Source organism: Blautia massiliensis (ex Liu et al. 2021) (assembly GCF_052064225.1).
Lineage (GTDB): Bacteria > Bacillota > Clostridia > Lachnospirales > Lachnospiraceae > Blautia_A > Blautia_A fusiformis.
Genome location: NZ_JBQHWA010000036.1, coordinates 1 through 15,015 on the forward strand (window position 1 = coordinate 1; position 15,015 = coordinate 15,015).

Genomic DNA, 15,015 nt, shown 5'->3' on the forward strand with positions numbered 1-15,015 from the left:
CTCCATTTCCAGAATGTCTACAGAAAGATTTGCAGCATACTCTGTGAGCAGCTCCTTCAGCCGGACGTCCACACCGTTAATTAATACTTTTCGTCTATACTTTGGGCACCATACTACATGGTATTTACAGGAATAGACGACATTGTTGTTTGATTTATATGTTGTGTTCATATTTGTATTATACTATGGTTCATTAGTTAATACAATTGCTATTTTGTCCATCTTCAATTACTTGCATAATACTCGTAGATATGCTCATCCTGCTCCAGATTGATGCCGTACTTCCGGTCAGCCACAATGATCCCTACTCTGCAGGGTGTGGTAAAGTTGATCCCGAACTTCTGGGAGATTTTTTCGATATAGCGGTCATTAATATCATAGCCAAACAGAAGATTGTAAAGATAATCTCCCATCCGCCTGTTCTGCATTTCATATTCCAGGATGATCTTTCCCACACTCTGGGCAATATCCACAAAAGAAGCTCCCTTCCACCGGATGTAAAACAGCGGGAGCTGAAGCGCATTGGCTTTGTCGATCATCTCCTTCGGGACGGGTTCTTTATCATCGGTGATCGAAATCCCAAAGCCGGAAATTCCAAGCCCATACAGTTCTTCCATGGCTTTCCCGGCTTCTTCCAGGTCAAACCGGACATAGTCTACCACACACAGGGCAAAATTCCCCTGGTTCATATGCTCCTCAAAAGGCCGGGTCTGCACCATATAGGTCCATGTGACAGGTCTTGTGAGACCTTTTTCTCCGGCGATCAGCTCCACTCCGTCCATCTGCAGCTCCAGTATATCCTGACAGGTGATCATATGCATCAACTCCTTATTGTTGCAGTATTTCACACGCTCTCATCCATAAACAGGCAAATACGATATCTGATTTTCTCATCCTTCAGTTATCCTAGCAGAAATATCTGATTCCGGCAACTCAAAAAAAGCCTGGAAGAAATCAGCCACAGGCATTTTATTTCTTCCAGGCTTTTCTGTTTTCTGATTCTCAGTCAGCTGTCTTTGATCCGTCAGCTGATACAGCTCTGCATCCAGTTACATTCAGACTTATTCTGCCTGTGGTTTGCTTACCTGTGCTGTATCATTCTTTACTCCGGCAGATTTTTCGGCATGCTCTTTCACAAGGTTCCGTCCAAGCAGAGTCAGGCATACAAATGCGATCACTGCAAAAACTGCTCCGATCCCAAATACCACGTTCATCTCATAACCTTTGCTGCTCACCAGACCGGAGATTGCCGGTGCGCCAAAGGTTGCAAATACAATGCCGAACATGACAAATCCGTAATTCTCCCCGGTGTGCTTCATTCCGAAAATAGAGCTTGTCAGGGACGGAAAGCTTCCCATGATGCCGCCGTAGCAGCCGTACATCAGAACAACAGCAACCGTTACTGCCAGGGATCTTGATACAGCGAGAACTCCCATAGCGATCACTGCCACGATCAGCACTCCTTTGATGCAGACGATCCTTCCCATTTTATCTGCCAGTGTCGGAAGCACCAGTCTTGCTCCCGCATTGACAATGGATCCAAGCATAACAGCGCTGACTGCCACTGCAGACGGGATCCCAAGATCGATCTGGTAGGTCTGGGATACCGGTGAAACCATAAAATAAGAAATCAGTCCAAAGAACATGGTCGCAAGAAGAAGATAAAAATTTCTTGTACGCATCATCTCTCCGGATGTATACTGCTTCATCTCCGATGTTCCGGACTTTGCCGCAGAGCCACCTGCGTTCACCAGACTCTTATCGGGTGCCTGAAAAAAGATGCCGCACAGGATCCAGGAAACTGCGATGGCTGCCCCAATGATCAGAAAGGTTTTCTGCACGCCCTCTGCCTCCAGCAGCTTTCGACTCAGCGGCGCCAGGAAAAATCCGCAAAGTCCGTTGGCAGTTACCACAACGCCGGAAGCAAATCCGGTACGGTCCGGGAACCATCTCTGCACAGTTGCCAGGATCACCGTATAGATCATTCCCTGTCCAAATCCCTGCATCACGCCATAGGACAGATACATAGGAAGCGGTGTAGGAACGATCAGAAATACGGATGCCAGGATTCCTGCCGCAAAGATTCCGCCTCCGATCCATACAATCGTCTTTTCCTTAAAGCGGTTCTGCATCCTTCCGCCTACGATATTTCCGAATACAAAGGTGCTCAGTGCCAGATAAAAGCACATGGATGCCTGTCCCTGGCTCCAGCCTGCCTGCTCCATCACATAGGGCTGGTAAATAGACCATACATGGGGATATCCGGTAAAAAAGATCGCGAAAGCTCCGAATATCATAGTCAGCAGACGCTGTTTTTTCTGTATTCCTGTCATAATTTCCTCCTCTGAAAAAGATTTCCGGCCTGCTCTGTATTCTCTGCTCATAGAATGCAGCCTGTTTCTGTACACACGATCTGCACGTTTTCCTGCACATTAGCTCCGCTTATCTTTGATATTTTCGTATTTGCGTGCTATTTCTCTTCATTTGCGTGTTAAATGCGTGTTAATTATGTTGTGTGTATGTTATCACACGCAGTCTGATTATGCAATATAAATTTACAGCTTTTTCTGTTTTCTCGTTTTTGTCCAAATTTTCCTGCTATTTCTTTGTATATTATTCACAATGGCTGTATTTCGAGCACGCATATGCACGCACATATTTTTTATTTTAGATACCGTCTTTATACGTTTTTTCATTTTACATTTCTTTATTTACACAAAAAAGCACGCCATGTAACAGGCGTGCTTTCGTGATTTTCTATGATTTCTGTTGCTTATTTGATTATCTTCAGCTCATATTCCCTGATTCCCAGGCCGATCTTTTCTGCCTGATCCAGGGTTGCCTTCCACTCAATATTCGGATTGGAATCCTTAAAGTGGTCATGGTGACAGTGCCATCCCGGCTCTGCCAGATGCTCTCCAAGCTGGCTGTTGGCGATCGGTGTTGCCTTCAGGCAGGCATCTGCACAGGCCTGATCCAGTGCAACCGGGTCAAAGCTTGCGAACATTCCGATATCCGGAAGGATCGGCGCATCATTTTCACCATGGCAGTCACAGTTAGGGCTGATATCCTGTACCAGTGCAATATGGAAATGGGGACGTCCGTGACAGACAGCCTGTGCATACTCTGCCATCTTGCGGTCAAGAAGCTCGTTTGCACTGCTATTCGGATTGTATACGGCATCATAGCTGCAGGCCCCGATACAGCGGCCACAGCCTTTGCATTTATCGTAATCGATAACTGCTTTCTTGTTTACATATGTAATCGCATCACTTCCGCACTCTTTCGCACAACGGCGGCAGCCACGACAGACATCTTCATGGATGGCCGGCTTTCCGCTGGCATGCTGCTGCATTTTTCCGGCACGGCTTCCGCATCCCATACCGATATTCTTCAGAGCACCGCCAAAGCCGGTTGCCTCATGTCCCTTGAAATGGCTGAGACTGATAAAAATATCTGCATCCATGATAGCATGTCCGATCAGGGCAGTTTTGCAGTATTCTCCGTTTACTACCGGAACTTCTACTTCATCGGTTCCTCGAACTCCGTCACCGATGATGATCTGGCATCCGGTTGTGATCGTGTTAAATCCGTTAAGATTTGCACAGTCCAGATGCTCCAGTGCATTCTTTCTGCTTCCCGGATAAAGAGTATTACAATCTGTCAGGAACGGCATTCCGCCCTGCTCCTTACAAAGATCTGCGACTACCTTTGCATAGTTCGGACGAAGGAATGCCATATTTCCAAGCTCTCCGAAATGCATCTTGATGGCTACGAATTTTCCATCCATATCGATATTTTTGATTCCTGCGGCAACACAGAGTTTTTTCAATTTGTCCAGCTGGCTGGTTCCCACCGGACAACGAAAATCAGTGAAATAAACTGTTGATTTTTCCATTCTGGTTTTCCTCCTGTTTGATCATTTCAAAATAAATTTACCCTTTTCCTGACAATATGTCCAGTTTTTATACTAAAAATGTATAAAAAATGCGCTACTCTACTCTCGAAAAAGAATCTGCGAAAAATACCGGAACTTTCCATCATTGGTCCAGCACTGCATTCCCACAGCATCTGCCATCTTCTGTGCATCCACACAATAGGCAGACATACAGGAATTATGCTTGTACGGTCCGGCGCTCATGATCAGAATATCTGTTTTTCCGCACTCTTTCATCTTCTCTGAGAGCTGCTCTGTCAGTTTATTATGTGCAAGTTTGGCTTTTCTGTAATCCATGAGTCTGTCCTGCGTCGTCTGGAGCACCAGAGTGTTCTCATAATCTAGGGCACGTTCCTTCATTTCTTCCACAGTCCCGCTTTCCGGTGGACATGCGGGATTTTTATCATAATTACCACAGGCATTTTCTTCACAGAAAACACGGTATTCCGGCACAAACACCAGCTTATCGGTTTTCATGACCGCCGCATCGGAAAAGCCAAGCTTCTTTGCTTCTTCAATAAAATTCATTTTTCTCTCCTACGCTTTTTTCTTTTATAGTGCCACATTTTATTTGTTTTTACAAGCTCTGACTTTCACTCTGCCGCCAGGCGGATAAACTCCTCCATCTCTCTTGTCTTAAACTTGTTCTTATGGTAAAAGATCTGCCGGTACATGGATATCTCCACATCTTCCACATGTAAAAGGGCAATTCTTCCTTTCCGGATATCCCGCTCCACAGCCAGATAGGGAAGAAAGGAAAGTCCGTGGTTCTTTTCCAGCATGCGGATGATAAAAGCGGTATCGCTGATTTCCAGTACCGGTGACAGGGCCTGCTTCTTAAGCGCCAGCTGCTGATCCAGGGCCTGCCGATAATTGGCATTCTTTTCCGTGAGAAAAAAAGGCTCTTCCAGAATATCCTCCATCTTCAGCGTCTTTCCCGCAAACTCCGAATCTGCAGAGGCCACAAATACTACCGGCTCCGCCTTCTCCATGACCTTCACCCAGTTCTGGTCCCACCTTGGGGTGTCCAGTATATAAATAAGATCCAGTCCGTTATGCTCCATCATCCGTATCAGCTGCTCCGGTGTATCAATAGTCACCTGCATATTTACTTTCGGGTGAAACTCACGAAATTTGCTGAGAACAGCCGGGAGCTTGGCAGTGCACAGGGATTCGATCGTCCCGATATGCAATGGATTTTTCAGTTCCGCATCGTCATTCATTGACTTTTTTGCTTTATTTACATCATATAAGATTCGGCTTGCATGCTCCATAAACTCTTTTCCGGACGGAGTAAGCACCACACGCTTTCCGGTTCTGTCAAAAAGTCTTGTTTCCAGCTCATTTTCCAGAAGCCGGATCTGGACAGTGATCGCTGACTGGGTGTATCCCAGAACCTCTGCTGCCCTGGAAAAGCTCTGAAGCTGTGCTACATGTACAAACGTCTCCAACTGACGGATTTCCATGATTTTCTCCCTTTTACTATGAAATTTTTTCATCGTGATGATGAAATCTGTGAATTTGCCTTATTTTTATGTCAATGTTACAATACAATCACGAGGACGTCAATCGTATTTTTGTGCAAAATGAATAAATTCATACTTAGGAGGAAAGAATCCAAATGGAAAAGAAAAAAATCAAGATCGGACTTGTGCCGAAGCTGATCATTGCCATCATCGTAGGTATCCTGTTCGGCCAGTTCCTTCCGGAAGGCTTCTGTCGCTTTGTTGTAACCCTTTCCGGATTTTTCAGTACCTTTCTGAAATTCGTCATCCCGCTGATGATCCTTGCCTATGTGACCATGGGTATTGCGGATCTTTCACAGGGTGCAGGGAAGCTTCTCCTGATCACAGTGGCTCTGGCTTATGGCTCCACTCTGATCGCAGGTTCCGCATCCTATCTGGTATCATCCAGCCTGTTCCCGCACTTTATGAGTGACGGTGCACTGGATCAGATCGCAGCTACCGCAGACGCATCCCTGACACCATTTTTCTCCATCACACTGGAGCCGGTCATGAATACTCTTTCTGCTGTTGCCCTTGCCTTTGTCATGGGACTGTGCCTCTCTTCCATGCGTGGAAAAGAAATGGGAAACAGCCTTTATAACGGAATGAGTGACTTTTCCAAGATCATTGACAAGGTCCTTCATACCATTATCATCCCGCTGCTTCCGCTTTACATCTGCGGAACCTTCACAGATATGACTATTTCCGGAAAAACCTTTGCCATCTTAAGCATCCTCTGGAAGGTATTCCTTGTTGTTATCATCATGCACCTGATCTGCATTACGATCCAGTTTGTGATCGCAGGTACTGTCAGCAAAAAGAATCCTTTCACTCTGATCAAAAATCAGATCCCGGGATACACAACTGCTCTGGGAACCCAGTCTTCCGCAGCTACCATCCCGGTCAATCTGGAATGTGCAAAGAAGGATGGCGTATGTGAGCAGATCCGCAACTTCGTAGTACCGCTCTGTGCAAACATCCACATGGCCGGTTCCATGATCACCATCACAGCCTGTGCTACTGCAGTCTGCCTTATGAACCAGCTGCCCATCAGTCTTGGGATCATCGTTCCGTTCATCATGACTCTCGGTGTTGCCATGGTTGCATCTCCCGGTGCTCCCGGTGGTTCCATCATGACTGCCCTTCCATTCCTTTACATGGTATTCGGAGCGGAAGCCGGTGATCCGGACGGTGCCATCTGTGCTATCATGGTTGCCCTTTACATTACCCAGGATTCCTTCGGAACTGCCTGCAATGTATCCGGTGACAACGCCATCGGCGTGATCGTTGACACCATTTATAAGAAATTTATTGCAAAAACACCACAGGAGAATTAAGCAAAATGTCTTTTATCAGTGTATTTGACGTTATGGGTCCCAACATGATCGGTCCTTCCAGTTCTCATACCGCAGGGGCTGCACGCATTGCTTTCCTTGCCCAGAAGATGATCACGCCGCCCCTGAAAAAAGTGGAATTCATCCTTTACGGTTCCTTCGCCAGAACATACAAGGGACACGGTACAGACCGTGCCCTCCTTGGCGGGATCATGGGCTTTTCCACAGATGACATGCGTATACGGAATTCTTTTGATATTGCCAGGGAACAGGGGATCGACTTTTCCTTTACTCCAAATGAAGCGGAAACCGATGTCCATCCCAACACTGTAGATATCCATATGGTCAATGAACAGGGACAGGAAATGACAGTCCGGGGGGAATCGCTGGGCGGCGGCAAGGTCCGTATTGTGGAGATCAACCACGTGAAAGTGGATTTCACCGGCGAATACAGTGCCATCATCGTGATCCATCAGGATACTCCCGGTGTTGTGGCCTACATCACCAGATGCTTAAGTGAACGTAACATTAACATTGCCTTCATGCGCCTCTTCCGTGAATCCAAAGGAACCACAGCCTATACGATCGTGGAATCCGACGGTCATCTCCCGGAAGATATCGTAGAAAGCATTCACCGGAACACCAACATCCATGATGTCATGATTGTTCAGATGTAGGGAAAAGGAGGATGTGTTTTATGGATTTCAAAAATGCCAAGGAACTTCTTGCTCTCTGCCAGAAAAAAAAGCTTCCGATTTCCGAAGTAATGCGCCAGCGTGAGATCCTTCTCGGTGAAACCACTGCTGAAATCGTGGACCAGCGCATGGACCGTGTTCTGGAGATTATGAAGGATGCTGCTTTTTCCCCCATCAAAGATCCGGTGATATCTATGGGCGGACTGATCGGCGGTGAAGCCCGAAAGCTCTGCGAATTTCATGACCTGGGAAAAAGCCTGTGCGGAAATGTTCTCGGAAAGGGGATCACCTACGCTATGGCAACCCTTGAGACCAACGCTTCCATGGGACTTATCGTTGCCTCTCCTACTGCCGGCAGTGCCGGGATCGTTCCCGGAATGATGCTTGCTCTTCAGGAGGTCTACGGCTTTTCCGATAAAAAAATCCGCCAGGCACTATTTAATGCAGGCGCGATCGGCTATCTTGCCATGCGTAATGCAACAGTTGCCGGTGCTGTTGGCGGATGTCAGGCTGAGGTCGGAATCGCTTCCGCAATGGCTGCTTCCGCTGCTGTGGAACTTCTTGGCGGTACACCTCTTCAGTGTACTTATGCTGCTTCCACGGTTCTTATGAACATGCTTGGACTTGTGTGCGACCCTGTAGGCGGCCTGGTGGAATATCCCTGCCAGAACCGTAATGCAGCCGGTGTTTCCAATGCCCTTATCGCAACCGAAATGTCACTGGCCGGTATCCCCCAGTTCATCCCGCTGGATGAGATGATCGATGCCATGTATACTGTGGGCAAAAAGCTTCCTGCAGAGCTTCGTGAAACTGCTCTCGGCGGTTGTGCAGCCACACCGTCCGCCTGTGAGAAGTGTCATCTTTGCAGTTGATCAACAGAGTATAGCCCATAATAAACAGAGCCCCGACTGAAATGACTCAAACAACAAAACGGAGAATTCCCGAACTTCTTTTTCCAGGAATTCCCCGTTTTCCTTTGGGCATGCGGACATTTTACAGCCCTGCTGTTTTTTCTGCTGCCAGCTTCTGATTTTCTGGTTCTATTGGCTCCGAACCTCTGCTCAGCTCTGACTTCTGAGCCGAAGCATCCTTTTTTGGATTCTCATTCTCCTGTTCTTCTTGGTTCTTCTTGGTCCTGCTCGAATCCATCTTTAATGGATTTCTGTTTTTTTCTTATTTTTTTCTTTGATTTCTTTTTTGTCATGTCTGCCTTATCTATTATTTTTAGTTTTCGTGTACATCTTATATATTATACTGGCCACATGCTGTTTTTCATCAAATCAACGTAAGACTATTGTGAAATCTGTGGTAAAAAAGTCCTCCGAAAAATCTCAAGATCATATCTCCTGATATCCCTGTGACTTCCCGAAAGACTCTTTCACACATAATTTACATATTAATAAAACAATTTACAGAAATTCCGACTGCAGCGCATCGTATCCTGTCTCACCTGTACGGATACGAACAGCGTTACGGATCTCATAGCTAAATATCTTTCCATCGCCGGGATCACCGGTAAACGCTGCTTTCTGCACAGCATCAATAACTTTGATCTCCCAATCTTCCGATGATACCACGATTTCAAACTTGATCTTCGGTTTCAGAAATACATCGATCTTGGAACCACGGACATACTCTGTGTAACCACGCTGTGTTCCGCAGCCCATGATCTGGGTTACTGTAAAACCGTTAACCTGGATCTCATTTAACGCTGCTTTGACATCTTCCATTTTTTCTTCTCTTACGATTGCTTCTATCTTTATAAGCATACGATTTCCTCCATTTTCACACGATCATTGCCGAACAAATTCTTTTATCAGTCAAATCCATTAAATGACGGATATGCATTCTCTCCATGCTGGGATGCATCCAGCCCGACCATCTCTTCCTTCGGATCTACACGAAGCGGTGTAAAGATCCGCACGATCCCGATACAGATCAGCGTTCCCACAATGGCAACCGCAATGGTGATCACAATACTCAATACCTGCGCCAGGAACAGACGGTGATCTCCAAACACAAGGCCATCCCATTTTGCAACGGAATTGATCGAAAATTTTCCGAAAAGTCCGGTTGCGATTCCTCCCCAGATACCACCGATACCATGGCAGCCAAAAGCATCCAGGGCATCGTCGATCTTCAGCTTCTGTTTCAGAAGGATCACAGTAAAGTAACAGATCGGGCTTACCAGGATCCCAATGATAAAGGATGCCCATACCGGTACGAAACCAGCTCCCGGTGTAATGGCTACCAGTCCGATAACAAGACCTGTGGATGCACCAACCAGTGTCGGTTTTCCCTCGCGGATCACCTCGATCAGCATCCAGGTCAGCAGTGCGCAGGCAGAAGAAATGCTGCTGGTCATAAAGGCATGTGCCGCAAGGCCGTCTGCCTTCAGCGCACTTCCTGCATTAAAGCCGAACCATCCGAACCACAGCATGGCTGCCCCGAGAAATACAAACGGGATATTGTGCGTACGATAGGTTGCTTTTGCATAGCCTCGTCTCTGTCCAAGATAAATGGCAAGAACCAGTGCACTGACACCGGAACTGATATGTACCACATTTCCTCCTGCAAAGTCCACAGAGCCAATGGCTGCCAGAAATCCACCGTCTCCCCAGACCATATGTGCCATTGGATAATACACGATCAAAGACCAGATCGCAATAAAGAAAAACAGTGCCTTAAAACGCATCCTTCCAACCACGGCACCGGTGATCAGTGCCGGTGTGATCATGGCAAACATCATCTGGAACGCCACAAATACCAGATGCGGGATCGTATCAGCATAAGGTCCCGGCTCCCAGCCTACGCCATTCAGCGCAAACCAGCGAAAATCTCCGATGATCCCGCCATGATTTCCTCCAAATGCCAGCGAATATCCAAACAATGTCCACATAACTACGGACAGTCCCATGATCGCCCCACAGGCCATCATGGTATTTACCACATTTTTCCTGCGGACCAGTCCTCCGTAGAAAAACGCAAGCCCAGGTGTCATAAAGAACACAAAGGCTGTACAGATCAGCATAAAGCCGGTATCTCCTGCATTCATCATTCATTTCCTCCTCGATTCCCTCAATTATTCTGCAACGCAAAAAGCGCCTGGAAACTCAATTTCCAGACGCCTTTGTCATGTCAGTTAGCATAGCAGATAATTTGTGGGTTTTCAAGAGTTTTTTCGCTGTTTTTCTGTTTTCTTACAGAATTACTATGTTTTATGTGGATATGAAATTTATTTTCGGCAATCTATCCGTTTATAAATATTGGAGAGATTTTATTTTATCTCTTACTGTACTATAACACGGATTATGCTCAGGATCATCAGATGTGCCGGATAAAAGATATAGAAAAACCACTTGGAAAACTTCGGTGCTTTTTCGGATTTTTTGCCATTATAGAAGCACAGGATGATGATTCCTGATGCCACGATCCCTGCTGCCGAAAACAGAGCATGGAGCATTGCCGGTCCGGCTGCCATTTTTTCCACGTAGGAGCTGTAGTTAAACAGCACAAAAAGGGCAGCACCGACTCCGTACGCTGTTATCATCCTCTTCCTGTTCCCCCAGCTCTCATGGAACCAGATGGTAAAAACCGGTGCCAGGATCGCCCAGTCCGAATAAACGGATAGTAAAAGGAGCAGGATCAGAAGTGGAATTCTCCATTTACTTGCCATCATCTTTTCCTGAACAACCAGGATCATAAAGCAGATAAACAGAGTAAAGATCATATTCAGCTGTGAATTCCCAAAGGCTATCATATAGGGAACCTGGGAGATTCCGGCAAAGATCAGAAGCCTTTCACCGTATTTTCTCTTGGAATGTGTATAGTAAAAACCTTCCACAAGAAAATAGCACATGGTAATGGCTGTGAAGTAGCCAATGTCTATAAACACTTCCCACAGGATCGTGTTTTCCGGCAGAAGCACGTTGGCGATATGATTCAGAAGCATGGTAAAAATTGCCAGATATTTAATGGCATCCCGGGTCAGTCCCGGCTTTTTTGTTGTTGGCATGATCTTCTCCTTCTGTGCAGAAAAATTTTCAGACCTTTCACATCTTCTGCACAATATAATACATTTATCTTACACTGATTTTCTGACTCATACAACTTTTTTTGTTATTGCTGGAGTTGCCTTTTTCTTAAGGTAAGCTTATACTGTAGAAAGCGTGCTGTATTTTATATGGCAAAACTTCTCAGCAAACACTGTAAAACAATAAATTCGGAAAGGAATTATCGATCATGATCCAGGATATCGCACCACATACCTATCACAATGAGTACAAACCTGTGGCCCCGGATAAAGAAAGCCACATCCTCGCCTATGAAGAAGGAAAGATCCTTATGAAAAAAGATGGCGAGACTATGACTCTTCCAAGCTTTGGAGAGCTGGAAGGAAAAGTTGAAAATCTCTATGAGAATTATATCTATCTCTTCTCCATTGACGAAGAGCATTTTTATCTGATCCCGGATCTTGACACCAGTCTCCTTCCTAGTTATCAGTTTGAGATCACAAGAGTTCTCCGCACAGCGGAGCCACAGTATCTGGCTTTCGCAGGAATCACCGGATATCAGCTCTTTCAGTGGTACAGCAAGCGCCGTTTCTGCGGCTGCTGCGGCAAACCGATGGTACATGATAAACATGAGCGCAAGATGATCTGCCCTGCCTGTGGAAACGGTGAATATCCGGTGCTTTCTCCGGCTGTGATCGTAGGCGTTACCAACGGTGACAAGCTGATCCTCTCCAAATATGAGGGCCGAAATCACACGCGCTACGCCATGATCGCAGGTTTTGCCGAGATTGGCGAGACTATCGAGGAGACTGTCCACCGTGAAGTTATGGAAGAGATCGGCGTAAAGGTCAAAAATCTCCGCTACTACAAGAGCCAGCCATGGTCCTTCTCCGGAACACTTCTGTTTGGCTTCTACTGTGATCTGGATGGCGACGACACTCTGACTGTAGACCACGATGAGCTTTCCATGGCCTCCTGGTTCAACCGGGAAGACATTCCGGATGAAGGAGATAATATCAGCCTTACCAAGGAGATGATGATGGCATTTAAGCATGGAAAAGCCTGAAATATCGCTTGCCTGATTCCGTAAACAATTTTTCGTAACCAATTTCACAAAAAACACCGGCCATTCATCTGTACCATGTCCTGTCCAGGCTGCCAGATCATCTCTGACATCTCAGCCCCAGTACATATTCCGATGAATGCCGGTGTTTTTATTTTCTATTTTTCTTCCGAGCCGGAGCAATCTGCCTAAAACCGTTTTATTTCTCCGGTGTCAGATGCCAGATATCTCTGTTGTACTCTTCGATGGTTCTGTCTGAAGAGAAGTATCCTGCTTTTCCGATGTTTACAAGCATTTTCTCTGCCCATGCGGTTCTGTCCTCATAATCGGACAGTGCCTGATCTTTCACCTTCGCATAATCCTCGAAGTCAAGAAGAGTCATGAACCAGTCTTTGCTTACGATCTCATGATGCAGTCTTCTTAAATGCTCCTCACTTCCAATGGAAAGAAGCTCGTTTCCTACGATAAAGTCTACTGCACGACGGATGCGCTCGTCTTTCTCATAAAAATCTCTGGAGCAGTAGTCAGCCTTTTCATAGTGTTCGATAACCTGCTCACTGGACTCTCCGAAGATATAGATATTATCCTTGCCTACCAGCTGGCTGATCTCCACATTTGCACCATCCATGGTTCCCAGTGTTACAGCACCGTTGAGCATGAACTTCATGTTTCCTGTTCCGCTGGCCTCCTTGGAAGCAAGAGAGATCTGCTCGGAGATATCGCAGGCAGGGATCAGCTTCTCTGCTGCACTTACGTTGTAGTTTTCCACCATAACAACTTTCATGTACGGGGAAACCTCCGGATCATTGTTGATAAGCTCCTGTAAGCAGAGAAGCAGGTGGATAATATCCTTTGCGATAACGTATGCAGGAGCTGCCTTTGCACCGAAGATAAATGTTACCGGGCGCTGCGGCTTCTCGCCTGCCTTGATCTTCAGGTAACGGTCAATGATGTAAAGTGCGTTCAGCTGCTGACGTTTGTACTCATGAAGACGTTTGATCTGGATATCATAAACACTGTGTGTATTGATCTCTTCACCTGTGTTGGCTTTGATAAACTCCGCACATCTCTTCTTTGCATCCTGCTTGATCTTAAGGATATTTGCAAGAACGTCCTGATTTCCCTTGAAGCCAAGCATCTTGTCAAGCTCAAAGGAATCCTTGCGGAAGCCGTCACCGATCATGGATGTGATGTACTCTGTCAGCGGATGGTTGCAGTGAAGGAGCCATCTGCGGAAGGTAATTCCGTTTGTCTTGTTATTGAATTTCTCCGGATAGATCTCATAGAACTGATGAAGCTCTGTCTCCTTCAGGATATCGGTATGAAGGGATGCAACACCGTTGATGGAAAATCCGTAGTGGATGTCCATATGTGCCATGTGTACCAGGTCGTTCTTGTCGATGATGGCAAGATTTTCCTGCGGATATTTTGCTTTGATACGCTCGTCCAGCTTGCGGATGATCGGCATCAGATGCGGAACAACCTCCTCAAGATAGGAGATCGGCCATTTCTCAAGTGCCTCTGCAAGAATGGTATGGTTGGTATAAGCGCATACATGAGATACGATCTCGCATGCCTCCTCGAACTCGATTCCACGCTCTGTGAGGAGACGGATAAGCTCCGGAATTACCATACTCGGATGTGTATCGTTGATCTGGATCACTGCGTAATCGGCAAGGTCATGAAGATTGCAGCCTTTTGCTGTTGCCTCATCCAGAATCAGCTGTGCCGCATTGCTTACCATGAAGTACTGCTGATAGATACGAAGCTTTCTTCCTGCATCATCGCTGTCATCCGGATACAGGAACAGTGTCAGGTTGTGGAGCAGATCCCTCTTATCAAAGGAGATTCCCTCGCCTACAATGCTCTCATCTGCAATATCAATATCAAAAAGGCGAAGCTTGATCGCTTTGTTCTCATAGCCTGCAACATCAATATCATACAGTGTGGATTTCAGCATAAAGCCCTTAAATGGCACGTAATAGGAAACGCCTGCATCTGTAAGCCAGCTCTCCGGCTGTATCCACGGATTCGGTGTCTCAAACTGAAGATGATCCTTAAACTCCTGTTTGAAAAGTCCGAGGTGATAATTAAGTCCGATTCCTTCTCCCGGAAGTCCCAGAGTTGCGATGGAATCCAGGAAGCAAGCTGCCAGACGGCCAAGTCCGCCGTTTCCGAGAGATGGCTCCGGCTCGATCTCCTCGATCATGGAAAGCTCTTTTCCGTTTTCTTTAAGATATTTCGCAACTTCATCATAAACGCCCAGATTGATCAGGTTGTTGGAAAGAAGCTTACCGATAAGGAACTCTGCGGAAATATAATAAATTTTCTTTTTTCCTTCCTGGTAGCCGCGGCCCTTCAGCTGCTCCTTTGTCCAGGAGAGAAGTCCGTGATAGATTTCCTCGTTTGTACAATCTTTTACATTTTTGTTATATTTGTCTTCAAATACTTTGCTTAATGTTTCCATT

Annotated in this window: 14 protein-coding genes; 4 read left to right on the plus strand and 10 right to left on the minus strand. The window is 46.2% G+C overall.

Annotated elements, in window-relative coordinates; translation table 11 throughout:
* From tnpA to ACTNDQ_RS12985, 6 genes are all read right to left on the minus strand, one after another.
* Positions 1-171 (minus strand): IS200/IS605 family transposase (gene tnpA / locus ACTNDQ_RS12960; RefSeq protein WP_144100403.1); only part of this gene is annotated, 171 nt, incomplete at its 3' end.
* Between the two features lie 53 nt (positions 172-224).
* Complete coding sequence (locus ACTNDQ_RS12965; RefSeq protein ID WP_441064779.1) at positions 225-815, minus strand: PucR family transcriptional regulator ligand-binding domain-containing protein; 591 nt, start codon at positions 813-815, stop codon at positions 225-227.
* 246 nt (positions 816-1,061) lie between these two features.
* The gene (locus ACTNDQ_RS12970) at positions 1,062-2,333 is read right to left on the minus strand and encodes an MFS transporter (protein WP_441064780.1); all 1,272 of its coding nucleotides are present in this window, start codon (positions 2,331-2,333) and stop codon (positions 1,062-1,064) included.
* A 440-nt stretch (positions 2,334-2,773) separates the two neighbouring features.
* Positions 2,774-3,898, minus strand: coding sequence for a DUF362 domain-containing protein (locus ACTNDQ_RS12975; RefSeq protein WP_441064781.1), 1,125 nt, complete (start codon positions 3,896-3,898; stop codon positions 2,774-2,776).
* Between the two features lie 99 nt (positions 3,899-3,997).
* On the minus strand, positions 3,998-4,465 hold the full coding sequence (locus tag ACTNDQ_RS12980) for a DUF2284 domain-containing protein (protein WP_288787969.1): 468 nt from the start codon (positions 4,463-4,465) through the stop codon (positions 3,998-4,000).
* A gap of 65 nt (positions 4,466-4,530) precedes the next feature.
* Positions 4,531-5,403, minus strand: a complete 873-nt coding sequence (locus ACTNDQ_RS12985) for a LysR family transcriptional regulator (RefSeq protein WP_118753072.1) — start codon at positions 5,401-5,403, stop codon at positions 4,531-4,533.
* 155 nt (positions 5,404-5,558) lie between these two features.
* Here ACTNDQ_RS12985 and ACTNDQ_RS12990 point away from each other — a divergent pair, with 155 nt between their 5' ends.
* From ACTNDQ_RS12990 to sdaAA, 3 genes are read left to right on the plus strand one after another with little or no spacing between them, the layout of a single operon-like run.
* On the plus strand, positions 5,559-6,779 hold the full coding sequence (locus ACTNDQ_RS12990; RefSeq protein ID WP_278795645.1) for a dicarboxylate/amino acid:cation symporter: 1,221 nt from the start codon (positions 5,559-5,561) through the stop codon (positions 6,777-6,779).
* Between the two features lie 5 nt (positions 6,780-6,784).
* Complete coding sequence (gene sdaAB, locus ACTNDQ_RS12995) at positions 6,785-7,453, plus strand: L-serine ammonia-lyase, iron-sulfur-dependent subunit beta (protein WP_278795643.1); 669 nt, start codon at positions 6,785-6,787, stop codon at positions 7,451-7,453.
* A gap of 20 nt (positions 7,454-7,473) precedes the next feature.
* A complete protein-coding gene (gene sdaAA, locus ACTNDQ_RS13000; protein WP_441064782.1) occupies positions 7,474-8,343 on the plus strand; it encodes an L-serine ammonia-lyase, iron-sulfur-dependent, subunit alpha in 870 nt (289 codons plus the stop codon).
* 537 nt (positions 8,344-8,880) lie between these two features.
* Here sdaAA and ACTNDQ_RS13005 read toward each other — a convergent pair.
* From ACTNDQ_RS13005 to ACTNDQ_RS13015, 3 genes are all read right to left on the minus strand, one after another.
* Entirely contained in the window at positions 8,881-9,240 is a 360-nt protein-coding gene (locus tag ACTNDQ_RS13005) for a P-II family nitrogen regulator (protein WP_015527276.1), read from the minus strand.
* Positions 9,241-9,287: 47 nt separating this feature from the next.
* Entirely contained in the window at positions 9,288-10,526 is a 1,239-nt protein-coding gene (locus ACTNDQ_RS13010; protein WP_441064803.1) for an ammonium transporter, read from the minus strand.
* Between the two features lie 234 nt (positions 10,527-10,760).
* Positions 10,761-11,486 carry a TraX family protein gene (locus ACTNDQ_RS13015; protein ID WP_441064784.1) on the minus strand — a complete coding sequence of 242 codons (726 nt, stop codon included), beginning with the start codon at positions 11,484-11,486 and terminating at the stop codon, positions 10,761-10,763.
* A 227-nt stretch (positions 11,487-11,713) separates the two neighbouring features.
* Between ACTNDQ_RS13015 and nudC the strand changes: the two genes are divergently transcribed.
* Positions 11,714-12,550 (plus strand): NAD(+) diphosphatase, encoded by an 837-nt coding sequence (gene nudC, locus ACTNDQ_RS13020; RefSeq protein WP_441064786.1) that lies wholly within the window; start codon positions 11,714-11,716, stop codon positions 12,548-12,550.
* A 196-nt stretch (positions 12,551-12,746) separates the two neighbouring features.
* On the opposite strand, the gene glgP is transcribed toward nudC, so the two are convergent.
* The gene (gene glgP / locus ACTNDQ_RS13025) at positions 12,747-15,014 is read right to left on the minus strand and encodes a glycogen/starch/alpha-glucan family phosphorylase (protein WP_288245271.1); all 2,268 of its coding nucleotides are present in this window, start codon (positions 15,012-15,014) and stop codon (positions 12,747-12,749) included.
* Between the last annotated feature and the right edge of the window lies 1 nt (position 15,015).